28 protein-coding genes and 5 pseudogenes are annotated in these 26,045 nt (G+C 36.5%); 5 read left to right on the top strand and 28 right to left on the bottom strand.

What is annotated here, in order from left to right; genetic code table 11:
- From BLT_RS0116050 to BLT_RS0116095, 9 genes are all read right to left on the bottom strand, one after another.
- A partial coding sequence (locus BLT_RS0116050) for a hemolysin XhlA family protein (RefSeq protein ID WP_017728790.1) occupies positions 1–246 on the bottom strand: 246 nt, incomplete at its 3' end.
- Positions 247–1,159: 913 nt separating this feature from the next.
- Complete coding sequence (locus tag BLT_RS0116065) at positions 1,160–1,696, bottom strand: DUF2812 domain-containing protein (protein ID WP_017728792.1); 537 nt, start codon at positions 1,694–1,696, stop codon at positions 1,160–1,162.
- The gene (locus tag BLT_RS0116070) at positions 1,693–2,010 is read right to left on the bottom strand and encodes a PadR family transcriptional regulator (RefSeq protein WP_017728793.1); all 318 of its coding nucleotides are present in this window, start codon (positions 2,008–2,010) and stop codon (positions 1,693–1,695) included. The genes BLT_RS0116065 and BLT_RS0116070 overlap by 4 nt, the downstream gene beginning before the upstream one ends.
- A 352-nt stretch (positions 2,011–2,362) precedes the next feature.
- Positions 2,363–2,689 carry an IS3 family transposase gene (locus BLT_RS22175; RefSeq protein WP_051045261.1) on the bottom strand — a complete coding sequence of 109 codons (327 nt, stop codon included), beginning with the start codon at positions 2,687–2,689 and terminating at the stop codon, positions 2,363–2,365.
- 105 nt (positions 2,690–2,794) lie between these two features.
- Complete coding sequence (locus BLT_RS24745) at positions 2,795–2,917, bottom strand: hypothetical protein (protein ID WP_017728794.1); 123 nt, start codon at positions 2,915–2,917, stop codon at positions 2,795–2,797.
- Positions 2,918–2,923: 6 nt separating this feature from the next.
- Positions 2,924–3,232: a hypothetical protein gene (locus tag BLT_RS0116080; protein WP_152414386.1), complete on the bottom strand. Its 309-nt coding sequence runs from the start codon at positions 3,230–3,232 to the stop codon at positions 2,924–2,926.
- A 60-nt stretch (positions 3,233–3,292) separates the two neighbouring features.
- Positions 3,293–3,412 (bottom strand): helix-turn-helix domain-containing protein, encoded by a 120-nt coding sequence (locus tag BLT_RS23320; protein ID WP_017728796.1) that lies wholly within the window; start codon positions 3,410–3,412, stop codon positions 3,293–3,295.
- 95 nt (positions 3,413–3,507) lie between these two features.
- On the bottom strand, positions 3,508–3,687 hold the full coding sequence (locus BLT_RS22185; protein WP_035425987.1) for a hypothetical protein: 180 nt from the start codon (positions 3,685–3,687) through the stop codon (positions 3,508–3,510).
- A 246-nt stretch (positions 3,688–3,933) separates the two neighbouring features.
- Positions 3,934–4,179 (bottom strand): helix-turn-helix transcriptional regulator, encoded by a 246-nt coding sequence (locus tag BLT_RS0116095; protein ID WP_017728798.1) that lies wholly within the window; start codon positions 4,177–4,179, stop codon positions 3,934–3,936.
- 76 nt (positions 4,180–4,255) lie between these two features.
- Between BLT_RS0116095 and BLT_RS0116100 the strand changes: the two genes are divergently transcribed.
- The gene (locus BLT_RS0116100; RefSeq protein ID WP_017728799.1) at positions 4,256–4,615 is read left to right on the top strand and encodes a helix-turn-helix domain-containing protein; all 360 of its coding nucleotides are present in this window, start codon (positions 4,256–4,258) and stop codon (positions 4,613–4,615) included.
- 95 nt (positions 4,616–4,710) lie between these two features.
- Entirely contained in the window at positions 4,711–5,631 is a 921-nt protein-coding gene (locus tag BLT_RS0116105; RefSeq protein WP_017728800.1) for a hypothetical protein, read from the top strand.
- Between the two features lie 198 nt (positions 5,632–5,829).
- Here BLT_RS0116105 and istB read toward each other — a convergent pair whose 3' ends face one another.
- The 5 genes and pseudogenes from istB to BLT_RS0116125 form a co-directional block, all read right to left on the bottom strand.
- Positions 5,830–6,591, bottom strand: a complete 762-nt coding sequence (gene istB / locus BLT_RS0116110; RefSeq protein ID WP_017726154.1) for an IS21-like element helper ATPase IstB — start codon at positions 6,589–6,591, stop codon at positions 5,830–5,832.
- Positions 6,591–7,817: an IS21 family transposase gene (istA, locus tag BLT_RS0116115; protein WP_017726155.1), complete on the bottom strand. Its 1,227-nt coding sequence runs from the start codon at positions 7,815–7,817 to the stop codon at positions 6,591–6,593. Before istA ends, istB begins: the two co-directional genes overlap by 1 nt.
- A 355-nt stretch (positions 7,818–8,172) precedes the next feature.
- Positions 8,173–8,289: pseudogene (locus BLT_RS24530) on the bottom strand (VOC family protein); the annotation flags it as partial.
- Positions 8,290–8,336: 47 nt separating this feature from the next.
- Positions 8,337–8,780 (bottom strand): hypothetical protein, encoded by a 444-nt coding sequence (locus BLT_RS0116120; RefSeq protein ID WP_017728801.1) that lies wholly within the window; start codon positions 8,778–8,780, stop codon positions 8,337–8,339.
- A gap of 71 nt (positions 8,781–8,851) precedes the next feature.
- On the bottom strand, positions 8,852–10,207 hold the full coding sequence (locus BLT_RS0116125) for a DUF3238 domain-containing protein (protein WP_017728802.1): 1,356 nt from the start codon (positions 10,205–10,207) through the stop codon (positions 8,852–8,854).
- A gap of 175 nt (positions 10,208–10,382) precedes the next feature.
- Here BLT_RS0116125 and BLT_RS0116130 point away from each other — a divergent pair.
- Positions 10,383–10,751: pseudogene (locus BLT_RS0116130) on the top strand (Tn3 family transposase); the annotation flags it as partial.
- A 102-nt stretch (positions 10,752–10,853) separates the two neighbouring features.
- Here the strand turns inward: BLT_RS0116130 and BLT_RS22190 are convergent.
- The 9 genes and pseudogenes from BLT_RS22190 to BLT_RS0116170 form a co-directional block, all read right to left on the bottom strand.
- A pseudogene (locus BLT_RS22190) lies at positions 10,854–11,125 on the bottom strand (VOC family protein); the annotation flags it as partial.
- A 132-nt stretch (positions 11,126–11,257) separates the two neighbouring features.
- Positions 11,258–11,533, bottom strand: a complete 276-nt coding sequence (locus BLT_RS0116140) for a hypothetical protein (protein WP_017728805.1) — start codon at positions 11,531–11,533, stop codon at positions 11,258–11,260.
- 54 nt (positions 11,534–11,587) lie between these two features.
- Positions 11,588–11,719 (bottom strand): XkdX family protein, encoded by a 132-nt coding sequence (locus BLT_RS23325; RefSeq protein WP_017728806.1) that lies wholly within the window; start codon positions 11,717–11,719, stop codon positions 11,588–11,590.
- Between the two features lie 401 nt (positions 11,720–12,120).
- Entirely contained in the window at positions 12,121–12,579 is a 459-nt protein-coding gene (locus tag BLT_RS0116150; protein ID WP_017728807.1) for a DUF523 domain-containing protein, read from the bottom strand.
- 543 nt (positions 12,580–13,122) lie between these two features.
- Positions 13,123–13,501: pseudogene (locus BLT_RS23330) on the bottom strand (ATP-binding protein); the annotation flags it as partial.
- A 1-nt stretch (position 13,502) separates the two neighbouring features.
- Positions 13,503–13,808, bottom strand: a pseudogene (gene tnpA / locus BLT_RS22195) (IS200/IS605 family transposase); the annotation flags it as partial.
- A 203-nt stretch (positions 13,809–14,011) separates the two neighbouring features.
- Positions 14,012–15,028: a carbon-nitrogen hydrolase family protein gene (locus tag BLT_RS0116160; RefSeq protein WP_017728809.1), complete on the bottom strand. Its 1,017-nt coding sequence runs from the start codon at positions 15,026–15,028 to the stop codon at positions 14,012–14,014.
- A gap of 23 nt (positions 15,029–15,051) precedes the next feature.
- Positions 15,052–16,563 carry a sodium:solute symporter family protein gene (locus BLT_RS0116165; protein WP_017728810.1) on the bottom strand — a complete coding sequence of 504 codons (1,512 nt, stop codon included), beginning with the start codon at positions 16,561–16,563 and terminating at the stop codon, positions 15,052–15,054.
- Positions 16,560–16,802: a hypothetical protein gene (locus BLT_RS0116170; protein WP_017728811.1), complete on the bottom strand. Its 243-nt coding sequence runs from the start codon at positions 16,800–16,802 to the stop codon at positions 16,560–16,562. Before BLT_RS0116170 ends, BLT_RS0116165 begins: the two co-directional genes overlap by 4 nt.
- A gap of 105 nt (positions 16,803–16,907) precedes the next feature.
- Here BLT_RS0116170 and BLT_RS0116175 point away from each other — a divergent pair, with 105 nt between their 5' ends.
- On the top strand, positions 16,908–17,801 hold the full coding sequence (locus BLT_RS0116175) for a LysR family transcriptional regulator (protein ID WP_017728812.1): 894 nt from the start codon (positions 16,908–16,910) through the stop codon (positions 17,799–17,801).
- A 252-nt stretch (positions 17,802–18,053) separates the two neighbouring features.
- Here the strand turns inward: BLT_RS0116175 and yhbH are convergent, their stop codons facing one another.
- From yhbH to BLT_RS0116190, 3 genes are all read right to left on the bottom strand, one after another.
- Positions 18,054–19,226: a sporulation protein YhbH gene (gene yhbH, locus BLT_RS0116180; protein ID WP_017728813.1), complete on the bottom strand. Its 1,173-nt coding sequence runs from the start codon at positions 19,224–19,226 to the stop codon at positions 18,054–18,056.
- 275 nt (positions 19,227–19,501) lie between these two features.
- Positions 19,502–20,035 carry a signal peptidase I gene (lepB, locus tag BLT_RS0116185; RefSeq protein ID WP_017728814.1) on the bottom strand — a complete coding sequence of 178 codons (534 nt, stop codon included), beginning with the start codon at positions 20,033–20,035 and terminating at the stop codon, positions 19,502–19,504.
- 118 nt (positions 20,036–20,153) lie between these two features.
- Positions 20,154–22,049 (bottom strand): PrkA family serine protein kinase, encoded by a 1,896-nt coding sequence (locus tag BLT_RS0116190; protein ID WP_017728815.1) that lies wholly within the window; start codon positions 22,047–22,049, stop codon positions 20,154–20,156.
- Positions 22,050–22,261: 212 nt separating this feature from the next.
- Between BLT_RS0116190 and BLT_RS0116195 the strand changes: the two genes are divergently transcribed.
- On the top strand, positions 22,262–24,121 hold the full coding sequence (locus tag BLT_RS0116195) for a transglycosylase domain-containing protein (RefSeq protein WP_026105162.1): 1,860 nt from the start codon (positions 22,262–22,264) through the stop codon (positions 24,119–24,121).
- 173 nt (positions 24,122–24,294) lie between these two features.
- Here the strand turns inward: BLT_RS0116195 and BLT_RS0116200 are convergent, their stop codons facing one another.
- A complete protein-coding gene (locus BLT_RS0116200) occupies positions 24,295–24,852 on the bottom strand; it encodes a YufK family protein (RefSeq protein ID WP_017728817.1) in 558 nt (185 codons plus the stop codon).
- Positions 24,853–25,382: 530 nt separating this feature from the next.
- Positions 25,383–25,856, bottom strand: a complete 474-nt coding sequence (trmL, locus tag BLT_RS0116215) for a tRNA (uridine(34)/cytosine(34)/5-carboxymethylaminomethyluridine(34)-2'-O)-methyltransferase TrmL (RefSeq protein WP_017728820.1) — start codon at positions 25,854–25,856, stop codon at positions 25,383–25,385.
- Positions 25,857–26,045 lie beyond the last annotated feature (189 nt).

Genomic DNA, 26,045 nt, shown 5'->3' on the forward strand with positions numbered 1-26,045 from the left:
CCCTGTCACAATCGTTACAACACCGCTGACAATAGCTGTGATTACAATCTTTGTGAGAGTCCGTCTGAGCCACGTTGTATCTTCGACAATTTTGTCTAAGCTTTTCGACAAGCCTTGTATTTCTCTGTCTTGAAGTTTGTCATTGAGTTTAAGTTCATCAATCTCTTTCCTCATGACTTTTTGCTCGACTTCTACACCTTCAAACCGTTTCGACATATTAGCGATGGTGCTTTCCATAATGTCCATGCCTGGTTCGCTCCTTTTAGCTTCACTCCTGACATAATAAACACCCCTCACTCTATATCTAGGAGCTTAGGCTATTTACTCCCTTGTGATTTTGCGATATAACTAATCCAACTCCTGTTCCTTGTGGCAGGAGCTAGGGGAGACTGCAGCTCCCCGACTATCATTAGACATAAAAAAATGCACCTCTCATAGAGTGGTGCTTGCTGCGTATCATCTTCCGTTTGTTCAGCATGTATATAAATCCCTATAAATAGTGACTTGTAGCGATTAGTATTAATTGTAGAATGCGTAATAGAACATAGTTGCTCACCTCCAGACATAATAAAAAAGCCAAACATAATCATGTCGACTTTTCTATTATTTATTATTAAATTAAAGCCCCCGTTAGTTAAACAGTGAAAAAAGATAATCTATATGAATTCAAATAATATAGTGATAACTAAACTTTGAATAAGTAGGACCGAAACGAAACCCCAAGTTAAAATTTTACCTTTTTTCTTCGATATAAATGCGTGAACTAAGTAATTAATTAAAAACATTATAATCATTACAATTAGTAATGAAAACCAAAATGGCGACGTGTAAGTTATAGTCATTTTTTATTCCTCACTTTCAATCGAATTTATTAACCTGCCTTGTTAGCGAAAGAAGGGAGACTGCTCTTGTACAGCAATCGCACCCATTAGCTCAATAACAATGTCTAAAAACTTTATTTTTCGACTCCTATACTAAGCTCTCTTTCCCCCCATTTTATGATAAAGAGACATGATGACCCAAATAGCAGTTGGAAGTGCGACCGCACCAATTACCATAAACGCCAAGAGGCGAACTGCACTGTCTGAGTCATCGACAAATAACAGTATAATAACAGCAATTAAGAAGAGAAAGAATGGTATAGGTTTCAATAGATTGACTAATCTTTTTTTCCTTTTACCTTCCATTTGTTATTGTATGTTGCGATCACAGTCCAAGCTGTTGGGATGGCAATTATACTAAGAATAACAGCTATTACATGAAGTAATGATTTTAAGGTACCAGAGCTTATCATTGCTCCAACCCATACTAGTACTGTTATTAAAACTAACGGAATTGCTAGACATTTCATGGAACCAATTAAATTTTCATACTTTTCAACTGATGTGTCACGGTCACTATAAATCGGTTTTGTACCAGGAGGTGCTCGAAATAAATGAATATATCCTTCTGAGGCAATATGCGACCATCCAGAAGATGAAAAAAAGTCAAAGTATTCCTCTTCTTCATCCTCTTTGAATGAACGATAATCTACACTGTAGATATAATCTGAGCTTTCTCCTTTTTCAAGCGTATACCCCATAAACTTAAAGTCACTGACATGCCAACCCTTCAAAGAAAATCGGCGTAATTTTTCCATGTCCTTTTCCTCAGAAAAAGCTAACCCACCTGACGTAATATACTTTGTTTGCCTCATTCTTCAACCTCCTTCAATCCAGTTTCCGCTAATTGAATCATCAGTTTTCTTAGCTTCACATCTTCTTCTAATACTTCTCTGCCCTTTTCAGTAAGCAGATATGTTTTACGTCTTGAATTCGACCCATCATGCAAATAAATCCACTCTTGTTTTAATAACTTTTTAATAATCGTGTACATTGAAGCGGGACCTATAGTAATTGCCCCTTTTGTTGTTTCTTCAATTAAGTTCATAATAGCGTAACCATGCCTTGGTTTAGTTAAAGCAGCCATAATATAAAACATTGAATCTGTTAATTGCTCCGTTTTCTTCAACCAATCACCTTCTATATCTTTTTAAGATATATCATAAAGCGATATATATCTAAAAATAATATATCATGATGTAATATATATGTCTAGAGCTATATCAATTTGATCAGCAATATGTGATCTTTATCCATAAGAATCAAAAAAGAGCCCTTACAATGGGCTTTTCACTAAATCTAAACATATCGGATTTTCTTGTCCATATCCTTCTACAACTAACCTGCTCCGTTTGTTGAACAACATTGCAACAATAATACCATATATAGCCAATAGGAAGGCATATGTTCACCCTCGATATATCCGTATTTAATGTCTGTTTCCCACAGTTTATTAGAAGTTATAATGCTACAGTTTTGAGCTAAGCGTCTTGGATAAGTGACCTTTTTCTTTCATTTGGTCGTAAAATATCGAGTTCTTTGCATAGACGATATATCTTCTTTTTATTGATGATGAGATCATAGTGTCGACGTATATGTTTGGTAAGCTTACGATATTTACAGGCATAAGCATCGCCTTTAATTTCTTCTAATAACCATTCTATTATTTGTTCATCTGCTATTTTCTTTCCGTCCTTCGTGCTGGAGTAACCTGGTGCTGGACGTCCCTCACTCACTTGCTTCTCTTTTACCTTATAATTCTTTTGATAATAGTAGATAGATCGAGGAAGCCCAATGATTTTTAGCACCGTTGAAACAGCATAACCTTTATTAATCCAGTGATCAGTCAATAAGTGAGGGGTTTTTTTTATGAGATCACAGAGTATGGCAATCTCTAAATCTTTTTCACCGAGTTACTTTTTAAGTTGATCATTTTCTTGAGATAACTGTTTTGTTTCTAGGAGAGCTGCATCACCAATGGTCGTATGGTCATCAAACTTCCCTTCTTCATATTCTTTTACCCAGCGATTGACCATGTAGGCTTAGCTCATAATGACGTGCAACAAGTGCTGCATTGATGCTGTTCTTTCAGCTACTCGCAGTTCTGCCATATTTACACAAGATGTTGAGGATACGTCGAGCAATTCATGAACGGTTTCCTCGATATGCTGGAGTTCGAAATCTTCCATCACCCCAAGAGGTTTGGAGAAATCAATTTCTTTTATATGCTCTTTTGCTTCTTTCAGTTCTTTTCTCGCTAAGTATGTTAATGCAGCTGGGTGATGATCGACTTGAGGTCCATTCATATAAGGAATAAACACTCCACCTGTAGCCTGTCGATGCAATTCCAATGTAAACTGTGCATCGTCTAATCCTGCACAATACTCTGGCCAATCCTCCTTGCTAACACTTCACTTGTCTGTTTCATGGTTAGCAATTCTTGACCGTGAATAAGACGTTCGTGTTGCAAGCTCTTGTTGTGTCAAGCCGGTTCTTTTTCTCGATTCAGCTACCAATTGACCGATTGACATAAAACCCTCTCCTTCTGTGACAGATTGATTATTTAGTTGTTTCATATAAGCATGTAAACTTTACATTTGATATGGGGTTGTCCAGCCAAAAGAGCTTATTTTAAGCTCTTTGTTGATGAACACTGCGCAATCGCTTCAACGATTTGCTCGCAAACTGGATTTCCTCTAATCAGTTCATTCTTAAACCATTCTTTAATTTCATGTGGTTGTTTGTGAATTAGGTTGGAATAGACAGTTGCTGTTGTGTTCCCAAGCTTAAACTCTTTTTTATCCACGGCGGATTCCCCCTTTTGACCATTTATATGCTCCTGGGGGGAACGGACAACCCTCGCATTTGTTGACCTTTGACGCGGAACAGCCATATGAACTTCACCTCCTTTAGTAGGATATTTCTCCCTTCTGACGAAATGTGTAAATGGAAGGAAGGCGTGATTGAAGATAACAACAACGTTCTTCTAAGCAGTTAAAAGAGCACGCGGTGTTCAAAACCTGCGATACGTTGTTCCAATTAGCTCACCTCCTTAGGCACTGGTTATTTTTTGCAACTTTTGGTTGCTTTCCACTTCAAAAAAAATAGTCCAGTTTATTTCAAGAACATCAGCAATTGCTTTTGCTACATCAACTGAAGGTCGCCTTTCACCATTCTCAATCATTCCGTAATACTGCCTAGTAATACCAATTTCACTCAAGAGCGCAACTCGTTCATGAGATAATTGTTTAAATTGTCTAGCAGAAATTAAAATTTTCTTAAGTTCTGACTTTTTCAAAATCAATTCACCTCTATTTAGCAACTTTTTGTTGCTGTATAATAATTGCTATATTCTATTAGAAAGAGGAATGAATATGTTCTCTAATCGCCTTAAAAATCTAAGAAATAACAATGGTTACACTCAACAAGAAATGGCTAATCGATTAGGCATAACACGACAAGCTTACGGAAAATATGAAAACAGTCAAGCTGAGCCAGATATAAAAACTTTGAAAAAAATTGCGGAAATATTTAATGTAAAAACAGATTATCTCCTTGGCCGTACAGACAAGCCCACAGTGGATCTAAAGCCAGAATCGGAGAAGGAAAATCTTTTCTTCTTCGACCAGGAGAATATCACTCCAGAAGAAGCGAAGGAACTAAAGAAACATTTGGAGTTTTTACGGTATAAGGCTCGGCAAGAGAATGAAAAAGATACAAAAAAAAAGGATTAAACTAAATTAAATAATAATCTTTGTTTTTAAGGATTATTTTATAATTTAGATTTAGATTAATAAGGTGCTTTTTTTCAATATGCAAGGAGGTTTTTATGGATATATTCTTATTTTTGACAGGTTGTGCTGTTTTACTAAGCGGCGTTATCCTACTTATCAAAAATTCCATTCAAAAAAAACCAAAGAAAATAGCTCTTATATTAATTCTATCCTCCCCAATAATTTTTATTGCTTTCGTATTTGCTATTCCAGACAGCTATAGAGAATTGGCCGAAGAAAGAAGATTAGCAGCACAAGCTGAGGAAGCTAAATTGCTTGCTGAGGAACAACTCGAAAAAGAAAGACTTGAGGCAGAGCGTATTGAGCAAGAAAGAATTGAACAAGAACGATTAAATAAAGAGCAAGAACGTGAAAAAGAGAAACAAGAGCGTTTAAAAGAAGAACAACTTCTGCAACAACAAAAAGCGCTGGAAATTAAGCAAAATGAACAGAAAGAAACAAAACAATTAGAGCTCAAACAAAAAGCTGAAGCGGAAAAGCTTGAGAAAGAACGGAAAGAAGCAATTTTTAAACAATCTAAAGAACATTACTTAAAGAATATAAAAAATCATATTGATAGAAACTTAGAAGAATATGATTTAATTTGGAGCTCTTTGTGGCAAAGAACTTTAAATGGCCTTTCAGATGGATCGGTTAGTAATATAGAAGCATATCAGTCGATGAAGGTTATCGAACAACGTTACAGGAATATTTATCAAAACGTTCGCGATGTGCCAACAGATCCTTTAAGTTCTGAGCACGCTAAAACAGTTAATTCAATAACTTTAGATATACAGGATGCTGCAGGCCTTCGTATAGAAGTTTCTAAAAAAATGAGACGAGCGATCGATAATAATGACTTCTCTCCTTCAACCTTGGATGCCATTATGACCATTATTGAAAGTTCAGATAGTTATATGTTTGATGCATTAACAAAGCTTGCATCTTTAGAATCTGAATTCGGAATAAAAAGATAGCTTAGAAAACATTCGGCGGTTACAAGATTAAGGTGATAGCAGGAATGAAAAAATGAGAAGAAATAACAAAGAGACACGCATCGGAAAATTATCTGCTTAGGCTAGTTATCTAAAACAGTTGATACTAAAAGGACCACACTGTCAACAACGGATTGAAATTCCCTCTTTTCAACGGTCCCAAATTCCCTTTTATCACCGTTAAATTTGGACTGGTGCTATTCCAGCTTTTTGCTTCTCACGAAGCCTATACGAATCGCCCTTTACATTAAATGTGGTTGCGTGATGAAGTAAGCGGTCTAAAATAGCGGTTGCTAACACTTCATCTCCAAATATTTTTCCCCAGTCAAGGAACGACTTATTGGAAGTAATAAGTATTGCTCCTCTTTTATCATATCTTTTTGAGATAACTTGAAATAAGATATTCGCACTAAGTTCGTCAAAAGGGAAATAGCCTAATTCATCTAAAATTAATAGATCTGGGCGGCTCCAACGTTTGATGACACGATTTATTAAACCTGCTTTGTCCGCTTTCTTACACTCATTGATAAAGTCATCTGCTCGAATAAAAAGGGCGGAATACCCTTTGATAATGGCTTCCATTGAAAAGGCGACAGATAAATGAGTTTTCCCAACTCCTGGTGGCCCTAAAAGTAAAACATTTTCTCCATTCTCAATAAACCGACAGGTTAAAACCTCTTTCACCCTTTTCTCACTAATGCTTGGTTGGAACTCAAAGTCAAATTCATGAATCGTCTTTTGGAAGGGAAGCTTCGCTTTAAGGATCCTTTTTTCTAGGGCTAACGAATCTCTTTTTTCCATTTCATTTAATAGAATAGTGTTAAGAAACTCAGAATATGGTACATTATCTTTAGATGCATCTTCTAAAAGACCATCAATTTGGTCAGCTGTATGGTGCCATCCCATTTGTGATAGTCGTTCGATTAGAAGTTGAGTAGACATTATGTTTCGCTCCCTTCTAATTGTTCATACACTTGAAGAGAACGTTGTTCTACTTCAAGCTCATTGGGTTGATGGAGACGGGTCGCCAAACCTTTTTGTGTCTCTTTCAACCCTTTATAATGTTCTAGATTCATATGCATTTCTGTTTTTCCATAGAGAATAGGGTGTTTAGCGATACATTCGTATTCGTCATATACTTCTATATGATGATCGAGTGTTTCTTTTATTTTCACTGATTTCCCTACAAACCGGTACGGAACAGAATAACGTTTACCTCTGTATGAGATAAAGGAATCTCGACTCACTTCTCGTATTTCCCACTTAGCTATCGGGAAGACAGGCTTCAAATTACTTGTTTTTAAATATTTCGTTTCGAGATTAAAGCGTTTAAGTGGCGATTCATTCGTTGTGGCATTAGGCTTTAAGTTCGCTGTCTTATCCAGCCATTTCCTTACGTTTTCATTAAGTGCTTGAATGGTCGGCTCATGCTTACGCTGCATAAAATTCTTCTTTAAATATCCAACGACATTTTCTACTTTTCCTTTTGTTTGAGGGCGATGTGGTTTACATGCCTTCGGCACAATCCCATAATAAGCTAAGAAGTCTTCAAACTTTTGATTAAACCGAATTTCAATGGGGGAGTGCTTGATAACCGCAGTTTTCATATTGTCATAAAGAATTTGTTCAGGAACTCCATTAAAATAAGCAAAGGCATTCATATGACATTTCATTAATGTTTCTAAATCCATGCTTGTTGTAAATTCTACATACTTCATACGAGAATAACCAAGTACCATGACAAAGGCATAAACCTCTTTCTCCAACCCATCCACTAAATATTTACCCACATACCCCCAATCCATCTGAGCTTGTTTTCCAGGAGGTGTTTCAAACCGCAAGGTTGCCTGCTTCTTAGGATTAACACGATGTGGTTTTACAAACTCTCTTAATATCGTTAATTTCCCTTGGTAACCTAATGATTGAATTTCATCAAATAATACTTCGCAATTGGTTGTCCCTTCTTTTATTCTTTCAAAGATGTATGACTTATAGGGATCTAATTTACTTGTTCGTCCTTCTCCAGGTTTCTTTTCAGGCAATGTATCGAGCTTTATATATTTTCGTATTGTTTTTGGATCAAAGCCTGTCTCCTCTGAAATCGCCTTGATTGTCCATCCTTTCTGATACAGTTCTCTAATCATGAAAAATTCCCCAATCTTGACCATAGTTTCGCCACTCCGTTAGTGTTTTGTTTTGAAACTATTGTCCGTTATTTTAGGGGAATTTGAAACCGTTGTTATTAGGGATTTTATCACCGATGCTTACACTCACATATTAGAATCTAAAATGTGTGGTCCTTTTATTTATTTTCTTCTTCAACTAAACACCCGTTCATTAAGAAAAGCGACTCATATTCAATAATCGCGCCCTTTTCTGGAAGATCTCGTCTTAAAATCAATTAATTCTTCTTTCACTAACGCTATCCGATTATTGAATATCCTATTGAACAGTATATTTGTATTGCGACATAAAAAAGCCAACGATTTAACGTTGACTTCCCTCTGAATTTTTTCTGTTATTTTAATTTTTCTCCATTACAGCAAAATAATTATCTTCATTATCTGCAAAGTTAAAGACTCTGCCAGTTGGCATATCAACAATTTCTCCGACTGTGATTTTTTTATTTAAGGGGTCTTGCCGACAAAACGCGAATATTATACGCTAAGAAATAAAATTAGGGTTTTTTAAGGTTTTATTTTCTTTTGCATATAATTTATTAGCCAAAAAACCCCTGGAGTATATGCAAAAATAAATAAGTTAAAAACAAGTTCTGGCTCAGACATAAAATTTATTTTATTTAGACCGAGTGTTATTCCCCAATACAAAATTATTCCTATAGCAAAAATAGAAACATGAATAATAAAAGATATAATGCTTTTATCTAAAGAAACTTTTTTTAAAATAAAATCAATTAGAATTGAGATCGGGATTCCTATAATAAAAATTATTGGTAAAACATAAATAAATGAGTAAGCTAAAATCTTTTCCAAAGCACTAATTAAATTTGTTAAAGTACTTTTATTTGTAACTACTTCAGCGTCTTTAGATTCAATTAAATAATATATGAATCCTGAATTTAGGGTGGTGAATAACCCAGCTATAAGTTTATACTTTAATTCTTTAATCATGATTAATTTCCTTTTCTAAATAATATTAATAACAAAGGAGAACCAGTATTCGGCTCTCCTACAAATATTAATTACATACTAACCTCAAAGTATTTTTGAGGAGTACCAGGGGCTAGATATGCAAAATCCATAGTGCTTCCAACAGCAAAGGTATATGCAGTTAAAGGTCTTAAATCAGTATATGCATTTCCAGCATATATTTCATGATTTGGTGCTTTATCATGTGATCCCCTTAAGCTAAAAGTACCGTTTTTATATACTGTTCCCTCATAGTAATATGTGATGTTTGGGTAAGTTCGGTCAAAAGGAACACCTACATCATGATTTACTCTCCACATCATTTTTGTACTTGACACTAAATCTTCGGTTACTTTAATTCCACTATTGCTTTCAGTATCTCGCATTAAAACATTACCGTCAGAGTCATAGAGTACACTTTCGCCTACTAAACGGTCAGCATATAAATCAGGATACCACCAATCGGCATAAACATCTACTCTAGTTCTATATTTGTTAGAAAAGGGATCAAATCCTCTATTATCCCCTTTTAATCTTGTTCCATATTCTCCAATAAGTGTTTCATGATATTGATTTGGATTATCCACTGACGCAAAAGGTATAAAGGTTTGGTATCTGAATAGATATGCCGGAACTTCTGCTCCCACGTCTGGTATTCCTAAAGCTTGAATAGGCGCTTCGACAAATTCCTCTGGAACATCTATCGATGCTAATTCTTCTTCTGAAATTTCTCCAACAGTTTCAACTACTTTTCCTACTGTCTTAACTTCATTAAATAAATATTCTTTATCTATTTTGGAAAAGTCTATATTATTCTTTTTTAATTGCTCTTTAATTTCTTTTTTTTGCTTATTTGATACCTCTTTAGAAGCTACAATCTCATACAAATGGTCTTGACCATTTTCCACTTTAAAATCAGTGTATTTTGTAATTGAAACTTTCTCTAATAACTTTCCATCCCGATAAATTTCATAGATACCGTCATCATCAGGAATCGGTTCCCATTCTAATGTTACATAATCTTTTCCAACCGTAGTTACAAGATCAGTTTCTTCGGAATATGTTGTATCTAAAACTTTATCTTGGTTTGTTTGCCTTTCCTTTTTAGTTTTAGCTCTGTATGATACAAGGTCTACAAGTTTTTCATTTTCATAGACACCTATTTTGTATGTATATGAGTAATCTGGTTCTAGATTTGCATCCACATAGTCTTTCTTACTTCCTTCCCAAATCTTCTTCCCATCTCTATAAACTTTGAAATAATTCCCCTTCATACTTTCCGTCACTAACTGAATTGAATCATATCCTCTTTTTGACTTAACCTCTGTTAATTCTTTTGCCCCTACCTCTTGTTGGCCAACTAATAACAAACCTGCAGCAAATAAAAATGGCACTATAATTTTTTTCATGACTACCTCCTGTGTTCTATTTTGTCAATTTTTAGTATATTTTAATAGTTAATGGATAACAAGGGTAAAATCCCTAAATAAGTAAATATACCTAATTTAATATGAAAATTACCCATGTTATTCTATGAAGTTTTTTTAACATAATGAAAATAATTTTCCGAAATGAAGAAAACTGTTAATAGACAACAATTCTAGCGAAACATTACGTCGGCGAATCCAACGTGGATTAAATAAGGGTGAAGCCATGAATGCCTTGGCACGGGCTATTTTCTTCGGGAAATATGGGGAACTTAGAGAAAGAGCATTACAAGATCAGTTACAGCGTGCCAGCTCGTTAAATCTAATTATCAATGCCATCAGCATTTGGAATACCGTGTATTTGTCACAAGCAATTGAACATTTGAAAACGATAGGAAAATATAAAGAGGAATTACTACCTCATATATCTCCTTTGGGATGGGAACACATTAACTTTTTGGGTGAATATTCATTTATACCCGAGATTTTGAACTCGATACATTCCCTACGTCCACTTAGGATATAAAAAACCCTGATTTTTCTACTGAGCGTAGGAAAATCAGGGTTTTATCTTCTAAAAAGTTCCTTAGCGTATAATATCTGCGTTTTGTCGGCAGGACCCCTTTAATAAGTCACTGTATAATTGATCAAAATTCTCCGTGAAAAACATTAAAGAAGGAGTACCTAGATTTAACCCAGGAGACATTTTAGCAACGAATTCCTTATTATGAATAATGATACTAGTATCTGCGTCCTTTTTTGGAGTAATTTCAATCCATCTCATTTCTGAACCATTTTTCTCTTAAGAAATAAGAGTAAAGCCTAATTTTTCTATCCAAAATTTATTGCCTCATCTTGGTTATTGACATACAGCATAATTTGACCAACTTTGCTAAACATAGACCTTTCACTCCCTTATCAAGATTTTTAACTCCAAAATATAACTAACTTCACTAATCTATTTTCGTTATTTGGGTTACAAAATCCATTTCCAGTAAACCTGCATTTATTCTTCCTGATGGTTAGCTAAAGTTACTTAGTTTTAAGCAATTCTTCAATGTGATCTTTATTCTCTTTTTGTATATCTGAAGGTAATTGATCAAATATTTTTCGAATCATTTGCCTCTTAATCATAAGTAATTCAACCATCTCTTTCTTAGTGAACTTCTTCATGGTTTTATGTGTCGTCAAATAATCATCTTCATACCCTATAAACTCTTGCATGGTTCTTTTTAATTCTGAATATAGTCTAGAATGTCTTTTTAATATTTCATACTCGCTAGTATCAATTTCAATTTTCTCATTCATTATTATCACCTCTAAAGTGATTATAACTTAAGAATCCATACCTATCATAAATTATTAGTCAGGGTAAACTTCGCCAGTAATTTGTTCGTATTCTTCCACTGTAATCGCTCCTGCACCTACCGCATTATACACTTGTTCCTTTGTCCATAAATTATTATCATAAAATCGTTTAATCCTTGCAAACATTCTACATTCCCACTCGTATCATACGCACTCGCTACAACTGTGGCATCTTGAACGTTTATATCTAATAATTGACTCTCTAGCATTAGCATACTGCCATTACGCTTAACGATATTTGTACTAGCTACTTCGTCAAAAATAGCACCAAATATATCGGTCATGTTGTCTCCGAATGTTAACCCATTTTCTATGCGCTCGGATGCTTCTTGTTTTAGATTGAGATATGCGATCTCACGATCTTGTCTTGTGTCTTTTTGACGTGGCAAGAAATGTTCTAACGCATTTTGGGTCTACTATGCATTAAAGAATGATAATACTTATTCCACATTATGTCTCATTAGTAGAATAACAACAGAGCTGCAACAGCACTTTTGTTAAATTCTAGCTCCCCGTTAGTGAAGTAACTAAAAGTTATCTTCAGCTAATTGTTCTTCTGATATTACTTGAAATCCGTTTCTTTTAAGTAAAGCGGAGGTTACTCCATTTCCAACTATTTTTTCACCTTTAAAATTACCATTGTAAATCATTGAACTACCACAAGATGGGCTACTCTCCTTGAGAACAACTGTTGTAGCATTTATTTTTATTGCTTTTTCTAATGTAGCATAAGCACCTTTAATATAAAGTTCGGTTACATCCTTACCTGACTTTTCAACAACTTTAGCTCTTCCATCCAGCACATCTTCTCCTTCTCCACCTACTATTTCAGCAGGTTCTCTTGGCGTAGAAAATCCACCAAGCAATTCGGGGCATATAGTTACCGCTTTATTCTCTTCTACTAATTTACTTATCTTATTATTTAAACTATGTGTACCGTTGTACCTTACTTCTAACCCTGCTAAACAAGAACTCACTAATATCATAAACTACTCCTCCACATACTTTATGTTTTAATTAATCCCTTCTTGCACTAAGCAGCTCTGTTAATAGAATATCAAAAAAAGCTGCACCTTTTTAAATTCAACTTAGAAAAATACAAAAAGTAACAAAAGATTTTGACTAATTTTGTCGAAATTACTCCTAAATCATTCCTTTCATTATAAAATTAACTATATCTACATTACTAATGTAAGGAGGTTATGAAAATAGTAGGGGGCATGATAATAGCCATTAAAATGTACCAGCTCCGACATACTATAAAATAACAAAAAGTGTACCGAGATGACTGACTGTTTACACTGCAATCCATCTGGGAATAAAACATATAAAACCTTAGTTTTGAGAATCAAAAATGTTATAAAAAATTGATTGAACTTTCAATAAGATCAGTCTTCTGCAAACGATCCAGGTTAACTCTTGTATTACGCAGTAGACTGTGCAACAATTTTCTTCATTTTTAAGTGTATTTGGCAAGTAAAAAATGTACTAAATGGCAATTAAAAATGCCAACCACTTGTCACGTCTAATTATTGATGTAATAAGGGTTCTTTATAACGAATACTATCTCCTTTAAAAACAAGTAAATGTGAATGATGAATCAACCAATCAATGACAGCTTCAGTTAGAATCGGATCACCAAAGACATGATTCCATTGACCAAATTGAAGATTTGTCGTGATACAAGCTCTTATTTTTATAACACATTGATATCACTTGGAATAATAATTCACCTCCTTCTTTATGCAAGGGGATGTATCCAAGCTCGTCTAACACTAGTAGATCGAGCTTTTCTAACTGCTTCATAAACTTTGGTAAAGTACCATTTTGATTAACCTCTATTAATTTGTTTACCAAGCCTGCCACTGTAAAGAATTTTACGCGACTGCCAAACCTATGTATGGCATGTACGATTCCCGTGATTGTATTTCAGATTTGCATGTCTATCATGGATCATTAAAGAACTCTTCCCTTTTAAATATCCCATAAAATGTGACACTGCCAACTTACGTGGTATTTTGACTAGCATGTGAATGTGATCTGGCATAGCATGAGCTTCTAAAATTTCCACATCTTTCATTTCACACAACCTTCTAAGAATTGCTCCAATGTCCCTTCTTAATTTTCCGTATACAATTTTCCTTCTGTATTTTGGAATGAACACGATATGATACTTACAATTCCAACGTGTGTGTGATAAACTATTGTCACTCATGAGTATAGATCTCCTCTCGTTATTTGAAGTTGGTTTGACGGCCACCTTCATTATAGCGGTTGGAGATCTTTTCTGTTACAACTCTAGAAGTTTTATTTGCACACAGGCATAGCCTGTGGTTTAAAAAGACTAATAAAAAATGACCAAGTTTGCTAACACTTGGCCAATGCAACTACGCATGAAGAGCGGCTGGACTTTTACAATTATTTCTTAGTATCTAGTTCTTTATTTTCTTCCTGATGTACAGATTTCGTCTCTGTTATTTCATCTTGTACATATACAACTGCTTGTTGCTTCTTTTCATTAACCGTTAAGCTAAAAACATCATTTCTTGCATAATGTCCGATTACATCAAAATCAAAACGACTCTTTGTGATTTGTGTTAAATCAAGTTCTGAAATGATAATTCCCTCTTCTCCAATTAAAGGTTTTTCTATAAAACTCCCGAGCGGACTTACGATACAGCTACCGCCTCTACATAGTTCTTCCTCTAATTCTGAAAAGATTGGGCGATTTCTAACATCCTCTGGATAATCATCTTTTGTTACATATTGATTGCAGGATAATACAAAACAACGGCCTTCTAGTGCAATATGCTGCATGGAGGCAAACCAACCATCCCGAGCATCCGCGGTTGGAGCCAGATATAAATCAACACCCTTGCCATACATGGCGGCTCGAGCAAGAGGCATATAATTTTCCCAACAAATTAATACTCCAATACGACCAAATGGAGTTTCAATTACCGGAAGTGTACTACCGTCTCCTTCTGCCCAAATTAATCGTTCAGATCCTGTTGGCTTTAGTTTCCTATGCTTTGCAAGTATTTTTCCATCTGGTCCAAAAATAACAGCCGTACAATATAAGCTTGCACCTTGGAAATGCTGTTCCTTTTCAATGACACCTATTACGACATAAGCTCCCGCTTTCTTTACTGCCTCAGAGATTAAATCTGTTTCTTTCCCCGGAATTTCAACGGCACCACTTGCGTACCGGTAAAAATCATTTCTTCCACTATCTGTTCTTATACCAACATATGTGTCAAAATGCAGCCCACGTGGATATCCTCCAATAAAAACCTCCGGGAATAAAATCAAATCTACTTGTTCCTTACTTGCTTCTTCAATAAGTTTAATAGCTTTATTTACTGTAGCTTCTGTATCGAATAGCTTTGCACCTGCTTGTATTACTGCTACTTTACAACTTTGCTTCTTTTCCATGTGTAATCCCCACCTTATAAAGTTTAATTTGCCTTGGATAATTTAATTTGTTCAGGTTGCAATTCCTTTCCATATAACACTTCAATTAACTCATCATGAACGGCATTCTTTTCAGCCTGATGTGCATCCCTCGTCACTAAGCTTCCTAAAATAAACGTGAAAATCCCTAATATAAAGCCTGCTGTTGCCGCTCCGATAGGAAGAGAAATTGAAAATACAGTTACGATTGCTAACGTTGCTTCACCAACGATGATAGAAGCAATTGCAGCTGCTTTTGTTCCTTTTCGCCAAAAGAGTGCACCAAAAGCTGCAGGCACCAACTGTAATACAATCCCATAACCTAACGCTGCAATTGGAATTAAGAATCCTTGAGCAACTGGTAAAAATGCAATAATTATTGTAATGAGAGTCATAATTAAAATCGTGATCTTAGCTGCTTTCGTTGCTTCTTCATTTGATAGATTTTTAGCAAAAAAACGAATATAAATATCATTTACAAGTAAGCTAGCCGATGATAATAAGGCACTATTAATAGTAGAAATACCAGCTGCAATAATAGCAGCTACAATGATTGCGCCAAATATTGCAGGGTAACCTGAAAAGAAAAGAGGGATAATACGATCACTATTTTCCGTAGTTAATCCTGGCACTATTCCTGGATAATGTGCCAAAATTCCAATAAATAACGCTCCCAAAGCCATTAGCCACGAGTTCCAAAACGGTGTAATAATGGACGTTTTTGCTAAAATCAAAGGTGATTTAGCAGACAAGAACTTTTGCCACATATGGGGCATTATCCAAAATCCGAATGCTAACCCTAATGCAGTTTCTATAATAGGCCAAAAATCTCCTTTATTAGTCATAATTTCAGGTGCTATTTCGGCAATATTCTTAAAGGCATTTAAGCCCCCTGCTTTAAATAAAAATGTTAGAGTTACAAATAGTAGTACAAATCCAAAGAAGAAACCCATGAATGTATCTCCCCAGGCCGCACCACGACCTCCACTTAGGAAAACAATTATTCCTACAAATAATCCCATTATCAATACGCCAACCCAATAAGGAATAGCTTCAGCTGTTAAACTATTTAAAGCCTGAGCCCCACCTGTAATTTGAATTAACATGTAGGGCACTAACCCAATAATACCAACTATGGCAAACAGAAGTTTTAACCCCGGACTCTTATAGTATTTCTCCATCATGTCACCTGGAGTAATATACTTATGTTTCTGACCAAAATACCAAATTCTTGCTCCAAATATCCATATGAATAATGCATGTAAAACGGCCCATGCAGCAAATGCAGCAAACCATACACCATCCCGGTAATGTTGACCAATTGATCCTAATAATGTCCATGTACTGAAATAACTCGCTCCAGTAGTCATTGTCATAACAATGGTTCCTAAACCACGACCTGCTAAGTAGAAATCGTTCGGTGTTGCTACATTTGACTTCGATGCATAGTTGCTAATGATAAGTAAGATTCCTAGAAAAATTGCCAATACAATTATGGTAATGACAGCTTGACTCATTTAATCTCTCCCTCCTCCGATAATTTCTTTTCCATTCGAAGAGCAAATGGTTTAAACACCTTAAAATAAATGACAAAAATTAAAATGGTATTAATTGCATTAATAATGAGTGTAAATGCCAAAGGCTCGGGAAATACACCCCAAAAAGTTAAATCATTAAAAATACCGACGTTAGGTAAAAATGTAGCCGCATACAAAATAAAAAATATCCCTAATAAAATTGCATTTGTTTTTCTCATTATAACCCTCCTTTTATTTACATTTTAGAAAATTGGTACTATTATGTATATAGCATATTTTTCATTACATTATTCCTGTAGGGAATAGTTAGAGGGGGGAAAATATTGGAGAATATTACAATAGAAGAATTAAAAATTTTAAAAAGAGTAATGGAAACAAAAAATATTACACAAATAGCCAATGAGTTATATATCAATCAACCAACGATTAGTAAAATGATTAAGCGAATTGAACAAAAGCATAATGTTCAGCTATTTAACCGAAAAAAAGGATTTACACTAACAAACGAAGGAGAAATATTCTATACCTATTTACTTGATTTATTAAAAACATGGAAATCACTTGAACACCACATTTCAGAAAAAAATATGAACTATATTTCTAAAATTCATATAGGGCTACCACCTATTATTGGATCATTTTTATTTCCTAAAATTATTACTTCATTTATTGAGGCCTACCCCAACATTGAAAATATTATACATGAAAGCGGTGGGCTGAAGATTGAAGAAGATTTACTGAAAGGAGAAATTGATGTTGGTTTTGCGGTGCTTCCAACTAAACATCCATCGTTAAAATCTCGTGTCATCTATCGAGATTCCTTTGTCGTTTGTGTAAACAAAAATCATCCGCTGGCTATACATGACGAAATAAAGTTTGTAGATTTAAAAAATGAACGATTCATTTGCTTTAGTAAAGATTTTATGATTCATCAAAAATTTTTAAAAATGTGCGAAGAAAGTGCTTTCGAACCAAAAATAATTTTAAAAAGTTCTCAGTGGGATTTAATTCTAGAACTTGTTGGAGTTAATTTTGGAATCGCTATCATACCTAGAATTTTAATCTCAAAATTTGAAAGAAAAGATAGTATTAAAGAAATTAATATTATCTTTCCAAAAATCCCTTGGGAAATTGGAATTATTTATAATGAATCTAATTATTTATCAATTGCAGCTAAAAATTTTATAGAAATTGCGATAAAAACGTATCTTTCTTAAAGAGAATACGACGCTTACATAATAAGGGAAATACTTCTGTTCCTTAACTACGCCTATCAGAAAGTACAGAAGGAAAAAAGAAGCAACCAAGGAATCAACTCTGCCTAACAGGAAAGCGTCACTTGCAGAAGCCCCTCTGTTAATGTGGTATAAAGTGTGGCCGTTTGATATTTCATTGGTAACTCTCCTTTCAAAAGAGAAAGGATGACTCAAATCGGTCATTCATACAACCTTTTGAATCATCCTCTTGAATTACACCAATGCTCCTTCTTGATCCTTCTTAAAGAATGTCTTCATGGCATGGTACACGTCGCCTTTTTCTTTTAGGATGTAATGGCGAAAGTGTGGATCACTGATATTTTTATAGGCACTCATTAGTGTGGAATGACGACTGTATTGATTCACTTCCCCATAGCCAAACATTCTGGAAGACGCCATCAACTCGGACACGAGTTTCACACAGCGAGCGTTGTCTGAAGTGAGATTGTCGCCGTCGGAAAAGTGGAAAGGATAGATGTTGTAGCGCTTTGGATCGTATTTATCACCAATGAGCTCTAATGCTTTTCGATAGGCTGATGAACAAATGGTTCCACCACTTTCTCCTTTGGTAAAGAAATCTTCTTCTGACACGACCTTCGCTTCGGTATGATGAGCAATAAATTCAATTTCCACAGATTCATATTTGGTGCGAAGGAAACGAGTCATCCAGAAAAAAAAGCTCCGCGCCATATACTTCTCCCACTTCCCCATCGAACCGCTTGTATCCATCATTGCAAGGACAACCGCCTTTGACTCTGGGCGGATGACTTCATTCCAAGTTTTAAAACGAAGGTCATCATTATAGATGGGTACTAGGCCTGGTCGCCCTTCGAGTGCGTTTCGTTTTATCGCCGTTAAAATCGTGCGTCGCTTGTCGATGTTGCCCATTAACCCTTTTTTTCGAATATCATTAAACTCGATATCCTCAACTACGAAATCAGCATCTTCTTTTTTCTCAAGGTTCGGAAGCTCTAATTCTCGGAAAAGCATTTCTTCCAGTTCAAGAATGGATACTTCTGCCTCGTAGTAATCCTCTCCAGCTTGGTCTCCTGCTCCCTCTCCTTTTCCAGGACCCTGCTGCTGATTAACACTTGGGTCACGTGCCACCACATCTCCAATTTTGCTATTACCTTTTCCTTGGCCCACATGCTTGTTTTTATCATAGTTGTAACGAATTTTATATTCGTCTAATGAGCGAATCGGAATTCGGATAACATCTCGACCGTTTGACATGACAATATTTTCTTCACTAACGAGGTCAGGCAAGTTTCTTTTAATCGCCTCTCGAACTTTTTCTTGATGTCGCCGTTGATCTTGATACCCCTTTCGATGGAGGGACCAATTTTCCTGTGAGACGACATAATTATGCTTATTTCCTTTCTTCACTTTTCGTTCCCCTCCTTAGCTCTCTCTATCATAAGGATCAGTCCGCCATTTCCCATCGCATCGCTGTACACATTATTTAAAGTTTTTTGTCACGATTTTCGACTGTCATACATATACTGATTTCGGGCCATTGTAAAGAGTAGAAAGGCTAGATTAAATGGCTTACTCTATCCTATGCAGAGAAGAAGAAGAGTTGCTCATAAATTCTGACAAATCCACCTCCCATTTTTTCATAAACAAAAAAGAAACCTTCCTTCTATCAGAAGATTTCTTGCTTACCGAACAGCTCCAGCTTCTCTAATCGGCCAGAATCGAAAGTTCACTTTTCCAACGATTTGATCTAATTCAATAAAGCCAATCATTCGACTATCATAGCTATTTGGACGATTATCTCCTAGTACAAACACATGCCCTGGTGGGACAGGTTCATCCACGTTAAAATCATTCGTATACAGTCCTTCATAAGCTGCTTTTCGTTCATCTAAAAATGGTTCGTCCACTGGTTCATCATTAATGTAAAGAACATCATTTTCATAACGAATACGATCCCCTGGTAAGCCGATCACCCTTTTTATGTAGTCCTCCTGTTCTGTTGCATGAAAGACAATCATATCAAACCGCTCAGGCTCCATGAAGTCATACTCCATTTTGTTGACGATGAACCGCTCTCCATCTTTAGCCGTCGGCATCATCGATTCACCGCTTACTTCATAGCTTGTAAATAGAAAAGTTCGAATAATAAAAGCAAGTAAGAGTGCTACCACAATTGCCTTTAGCCAATCAAATACTTCATTTCGAATCGATTGCAAGGTTTGTTCCTCCATTGACTACTTTTTCTATAACTTAACACTTCCATCCTTTAAAAACAAACGTAAAACGAATTAAGAAAGCGGCTACCCATTTATAGGATCCCCGCTTTCTTAAGCGTTATCGATTCAATAAACTACCAACATACCGAAGCAATTCATTGGCAGATACAGAGTTATAACCGTGCTCATCAATGAGTCGAGCAATGACCTCGTTCACTTTTTTGAGCTGAGATTCATCCGGTGTTTTTGTCGAGGTTGTGATTTTGACAATGTCTTTTAAATCTGCAAATAGCTTTTTCTGAATCGCCTCACGGAGACGCTCATGGGAATTGTAATCGAATTTCTTTCCTTTTCTCGCGTAAGCCGAAATCCGAATCAAGATTTCTTCGCGAAATGCCTTTTTCGCGTTTTCTGAAATACCGATTTGCTCTTCAATAGAGCGCATCAGTTTTTCGTCCGGCGTCATTTCTTCGCCAGTTAATGGATCACGGAGCTTATTTTTGTTGCAGTATGCTTCTACGTTATCTAAATAGTTATCCATTAAGGTTTTCGCTGACTCGTCATAGGAATAGACAAATGCTTTCTGTACTTCTTTTTTCGCAATGTCGTCATATTCTTTTCTGGCAACAGAGATAAAGTCCATGTATCGCTCCTTGTCTTCCTTTGAGATGGATGCGTGCTGATCTAACCCTTCTTTAATAGAGCGAAGCACATCAAGAGCATTAATGGACGTCAGCTGTTTCCGGATGATGGCTGAAGAAATTCGGTTAATGACATATCGTGGATCAATGCCATCCATTCCCTCTTCGCTATACTCTTTCTTAAGTTCGTCTACATCCTGCGTGTTAAAGCCCTCGACTGCTTCACCATCATAGAGACGCATCTTTTTAACAAGGTCAATCCCTTGTTTTTTCGGCTCTTTTAAGCGAGTTAAAATTGTAAAGATTGCTGCAATTTTTAGGGCATGAGGCGCTATGTGAACGTTGGAAAGATCGCTTTCTTTTATCATTTTTTGATAAATTCTCTCTTCCTCACTGACCCTCAAATTGTAAGGAATTTTCATCACGATAATCCGTGAATGTAAGGCTTCATTTTTCTTATTTGAAATAAATGATCGGTACTCAGATTCATTCGTATGGGCTACGATAAGCTCGTCAGCAGAAATGAGCGCGAATCTGCCCGCTTTAAAATTTCCTTCCTGTGTAAGAGAAAGCAGATGCCATAAAAATTTCTCATCACATTTAAGCATCTCTTGAAATTCCATGATTCCGCGGTTTGCCTTGTTTAACTCCCCGTCAAATCGATACGCCCTCGGATCAGACTCTGAGCCATATTCAGCGATGGTCGAAAAGTCAATACTCCCTGTTAAATCAGCAATATCCTGTGATTTCGGATCAGACGGACTAAAGGTACCAATGCCTGTACGCTTATCTTCGGAAAAGAAAATTCGCTCTATTAACACATCTTCAATTCGACCACCATAATCTTTCTCAAGCCTCATCATATTTAACGGAGACAAATTTCCTTCAATTTTAATTCCATATTCTTCTAAAAACTCTTCTCGTAAATGATGAGGAATTAGATGCAAAGGATCTTCATGCATCGGACAGCCTTTTATGGCAAAAACCGCCCCTCGATCCGTCCGTGAATATTTTTCTAATCCACGTTTTAGCATCGTCACAAGTGTTGACTTCCCCCCACTGACTGGTCCCATGAGCAGCAAGATACGCTTTCGCACGTCTAAACGCTTTGCTGCGGAGTGAAAATACTCTTCAACGAGTTTTTCAATGGAATCTTCAAGTCCAAATATTTGATCGTTAAAAAAGCGATAAGACTTTTTCCCATTCATTTCCTCTACACCAGCTTCATGAATCATATGATAAACGCGTGAATGAGCCGTTTGTGCAACCCAAGGCTTCTCTTTCAACATCTCCAAGTAATCAGCAAACGTCCCTTCCCACTTCAGCCGTTCCTCTTCTTCTCTGAAATTTTCCACTTTTTTTAAAATATCCATTAGGCTTTACCTCCATCTTTCGTGGTCAAGAGCGACATTAATAAACCTTATGCTAAGAAAAAGTGGTTCATGCTTGGGAATTGCTGAGAGCTGTGTTGTATCATAAGAAAATTTAGTTGAACGCCTTTCAAAACATTTATCACTAACAGAATTTTACGATTCAGTGTTACAATACAAAGGACATTGATAGATAAAGAGAGTGAATGAAAAAAATGAGAGCTAGTACAGGTTGGTTATTAACGATTTTATGTTTTATCGGGGTGTCCTTCCTGTTTATCGAAGTGGTTGCAGAAGTTCAACAAGTGCAAACATTCAGTGAGGTTGTGGACGAACATGTGAATTTAGACACGATCACCTTGTCGACGAACAGCCAAATCCTTGCAGGGAATGGTGAGCTAATCTCAGAGGTGTATCGCGATCAGAACCGAATTTACCTACCCTACGATAAAATCCCAGCCCATATCATAAATGCCTTTATCGCGACAGAAGATCGTCGTTTTTTTGAGCACCAAGGCTATGACGCGACTTCAATTGTCAGAGCGCTGATGACGAACTTGAGAAGTGAATCGATTGAACAAGGTGGTAGCACTGTGACGCAGCAGCTTGTTCGCAACGTCTTCCTTAGTCATGAGCAAACCTATCAGCGAAAAATCAGTGAGCTGCTTTATGCATATGAGCTAGAAAAGCATTATACTAAAGAAGAAATTATTGAACTCTACATCAACTCAATTTATTTTCAGCATGGTGTGTATGGATTTGAAGCCGCAAGCATCTATTATTTTAATCGCCCTAGCAATGAGCTGTCACTCGCTGAAATTGCCTTTTTAAGTGCGATTCCAAACAATCCAACCCATTATGACCCACTACGAAATAAAGAAAGCACAAAGCTGCGTCAAGAATGGATTTTAGAAAAAATGCTTGAGGTAGATGCTATTTCACAAGAAGAGTATTTTGCTGCCCTAGAGGAACCGATTACATTAAACATTCACGAGCGCGTCGACCGTTTTCCTGATTATGTCACCTATGTTCATGAGGAATTCAAACAGCTCGTCGCTGCATCTGAAGGTTTTAACACAAGGCTAGCAGAAGCTTCAACAGAGGATGCAAAAGAAGAAATTAATGCTTCTCTCAATGAACGAGTCAATGAGCTTTTACAAAGTGGAATCACCATTCAAACCGCCCTAGACCCAGCGATGCAACTTCGAACAAGAGATTCTGTCACAAGGCGGCTTCCGCAAGCAGATATCCAAGGGGCGGCGGTTGTCATTGATCATACAACCAATGAAGTTATCGCCATCACTGCAGGGAAAAATTATTCAAAATTTGATTTTCACCGCGGCTTTCAAAGCTATCGACAGCCAGGATCAGCGATTAAACCACTACTTGTCTATGGACCGTACTTCGAAGAAAAGGAAATTCCCATTCATAGCACAATAAATGCGGATAATTTTTGTTCTGGGAACTATTGTCCGAAAAACTTTGGTGGTGCACAATATGGAAATGTATCATTAGAAACAGCCTTTAAGCATTCACTTAATACGCCTGCCGTACGAATTCTTGAGCGTGTAGGGGTTGAGACTGCCTTTAAGTATTTGGAGTCTTTTCATTTTCAACGTTTAACAGAAAAAGATTATGGGCTTTATGCAGCATTAGGAGGATTTACATATGGTATGACTCCTCTTGAACTCACTTCCGCCTATACGACCTTTGGGAATAATGGAGTCTACCAGAAGCCTTTTGCCATACGGGAAGTGACAGATAGGAATGGTGAGGTTTTGTATAAATGGGAAGTGACTCCAGCGACCATCTGGAGTCAAGAAACGAATGATAAAATGCGAACCCTTCTCGCATCTGTCGTTCAAAGCGGGACAGGAACGAAAGCAAATGTGAACAGCAGCTATGTAGGTGGGAAAACAGGGACGACAAATGACTATCTAGATCTTTGGTTTGTCGGCTTAACCGAGCAATACACAGCTGGCGTCTGGGTTGGTAAAGACAAGCCCGCTAATTTACAGTCCATCTACAGCCAGACACCGAGCCAGCTAATTTGGCGAGATATTATGAGTCAATAATTTTATGGAACATACTCAAATGAACAGCACAAGCGCCTCGTTCAGCCGCGGCAAGTACTGGCAGTCCGCTTTTACGGAACGATTTACAGACTGAAATCCCAGCAACTAGACACTCTTGAATGTATCTTTTAAAAAAAGCGGTCGAGCTTTCGTTTCTCGAACCGCTTTTTCCTTTATAAGGGCAAACTGGCCATAAAGCTATTATAAAGCTTCAGACATGCATAGATGACTGCGAGCAAAAACGAAAACCAAAAAATAACCTGAAAAAAGATAAACCCGACCAAGCCTGCCCCAGAAAGGGATTCATTTACTTTGTAAACAAAATAGACAAAATAAACGAAGCATGAGAGACAAAGCAAGAGAACAATTCCTAGAGGATAACTGATAAATGCAAGGCTTGTCAGACTTGCGACAAGAAATATCCAGGACCCTCCTCGGATTTTTTTTAATTCATTCCCTTCTTCATCCTTTGAAAAAAAGAGCATGGAAAGCTCGTTAATGGTATCAGCAATTAATTTCAACGCAGAAAATACCATAAAGAAAAAAAGCATGGCAAGAAAAAGCAAGGTTAGCTTAATGCCGCTATCAGAAAAAAATTCACGCATCCCTTCATAAAGCCCTAATTCTTTTAACTGATTAACAATGTAGGTTTCCGTAAACAGGGCAAAGGATGTGCTAAAAAGCAAGATTGAAATCAAAGGAAAATGGCTCGTTAAATACGTATTTTTCATGGTCAATGACCGTCTCCTATCTGCTTGTCGTAATACTTTTCGTTTGGTACGACGATATGATTGTACAGATGGAAACAAAAAAAATCAACAGACACAACGTCTGTTGACTAAGGAAAATGGATACCTTCATAAGCAAACAATGTAATTTCAGTAGCAGATCCTTCTTTTTTGACTCTCTCTTGTTGAGAACATTCAAACGCTTCACTACGGGGCCTAGCTTCGTTACGCCATAAATTTGTCACTTTTTTCGTTTTTATTTTCTTCACTGTGAACGTTTTCTTCTTGTCCATCTTTCGCTATAATAGGATATAATATTGGATGTATGTGATCCTTATTCGCATAGCAAAGGAGGATAACCATGGGTACAATTTTAATCCTTGGAATTTGTGTTGCATTTTTAGTTTCCATTTTTACAGCAGGGTATGAAGATAATCCTCATAAAAACTAATGCACGAAAAGCCACTCACCTCTAATGACGAGTGGTTTTTTTCGTGACGAAACGATTTATTTACCCGCTCCTTAATAGGGGCTTACGACAGTCCTGGAAATCCTTGCTGGCGTATCGCTTCATAAATAACAATTGCAGCCGTATTCGAAAGGTTAAGGGAGCGTACCTTGTCTGTTTGCGGAATTCGAAAGCATCGTTCGATATGCTTATCGATGAGCCCTTGAGGCAAGCCTGTTGTTTCTCTCCCAAATACAAAAAAATGATCTTTGTTTTGGTCGCTGTAGTTAAAGTCGCTATAATTTTTCGTACCGACCGTTTCAATAAAATAAAACTCTCCGTCCGGATAGGTCTGAAAGAGCTCGTCCATTGAATCGTAATAATTGATGTGAACATTTGGCCAGTAATCACAGCCTGCCCGTTTCAGCATTTTATCATCAGTCGAAAAACCAAGGGGACGGATTAAATGAAGCTGGGTATTCGTGCCCGCGCACGTCCGTGCGATATTCCCTGTATTTGCAGGGATTTCAGGTTGGTATAGAACAATATGTAATGCCACAATTACACACCTCAAACTCTTTTCTCTTTTGATTTAGTAAATCTTTCGCAATTAAACCTTCATCATCAATCAGTTCTCAAAATCGACCTTATATATTATACCACTGCCTCTCCCATTAACAAATGAAGATGCTGACTCAAGGCAAAGGTTGCTCCCTTCATAATTGAAGAGTGGACGTTCATTTTGTCT

It is taken from the genome of Halalkalibacterium ligniniphilum, assembly GCF_000334155.1.
Classification (GTDB): Bacteria; Bacillota; Bacilli; order Bacillales; family Bacillaceae_D; genus Halalkalibacterium; species Halalkalibacterium ligniniphilum.

Coding starts and splice junctions, on each gene's coding strand:
- BLT_RS0116120 (WP_017728801.1), bottom strand. CDS start 8,780: ATGATTAAAGAATTAAAGTATAAACTTATAGCTGGGTTATTCACCACC.
- istA (WP_017726155.1), bottom strand. CDS start 7,817: ATGGTCAAGATTGGGGAATTTTTCATGATTAGAGAACTGTATCAGAAA.
- BLT_RS0116150 (WP_017728807.1), bottom strand. CDS start 12,579: ATGATATTAGTGAGTTCTTGTTTAGCAGGGTTAGAAGTAAGGTACAAC.
- BLT_RS23320 (WP_017728796.1), bottom strand. CDS start 3,412: ATGTCAATCGGTCAATTGGTAGCTGAATCGAGAAAAAGAACCGGCTTG.
- BLT_RS0116140 (WP_017728805.1), bottom strand. CDS start 11,533: ATGAATGAGAAAATTGAAATTGATACTAGCGAGTATGAAATATTAAAA.
- BLT_RS24745 (WP_017728794.1), bottom strand. CDS start 2,917: ATGGTCAATCGCTGGGTAAAAGAATATGAAGAAGGGAAGTTTGATGAC.
- BLT_RS0116190 (WP_017728815.1), bottom strand. CDS start 22,049: ATGGATATTTTAAAAAAAGTGGAAAATTTCAGAGAAGAAGAGGAACGG.
- BLT_RS23325 (WP_017728806.1), bottom strand. CDS start 11,719: ATGTTTGCAAGGATTAAACGATTTTATGATAATAATTTATGGACAAAG.
- BLT_RS0116195 (WP_026105162.1), top strand. CDS start 22,262: ATGAGAGCTAGTACAGGTTGGTTATTAACGATTTTATGTTTTATCGGG.
- BLT_RS0116170 (WP_017728811.1), bottom strand. CDS start 16,802: ATGAGAAAAACAAATGCAATTTTATTAGGGATATTTTTTATTTTGTAT.
- BLT_RS0116200 (WP_017728817.1), bottom strand. CDS start 24,852: ATGAAAAATACGTATTTAACGAGCCATTTTCCTTTGATTTCAATCTTG.
- BLT_RS0116065 (WP_017728792.1), bottom strand. CDS start 1,696: ATGAGGCAAACAAAGTATATTACGTCAGGTGGGTTAGCTTTTTCTGAG.
- BLT_RS0116100 (WP_017728799.1), top strand. CDS start 4,256: ATGTTCTCTAATCGCCTTAAAAATCTAAGAAATAACAATGGTTACACT.
- BLT_RS0116165 (WP_017728810.1), bottom strand. CDS start 16,563: ATGAGTCAAGCTGTCATTACCATAATTGTATTGGCAATTTTTCTAGGA.
- BLT_RS0116160 (WP_017728809.1), bottom strand. CDS start 15,028: ATGGAAAAGAAGCAAAGTTGTAAAGTAGCAGTAATACAAGCAGGTGCA.
- BLT_RS0116125 (WP_017728802.1), bottom strand. CDS start 10,207: ATGAAAAAAATTATAGTGCCATTTTTATTTGCTGCAGGTTTGTTATTA.
- BLT_RS0116105 (WP_017728800.1), top strand. CDS start 4,711: ATGGATATATTCTTATTTTTGACAGGTTGTGCTGTTTTACTAAGCGGC.
- istB (WP_017726154.1), bottom strand. CDS start 6,591: ATGTCTACTCAACTTCTAATCGAACGACTATCACAAATGGGATGGCAC.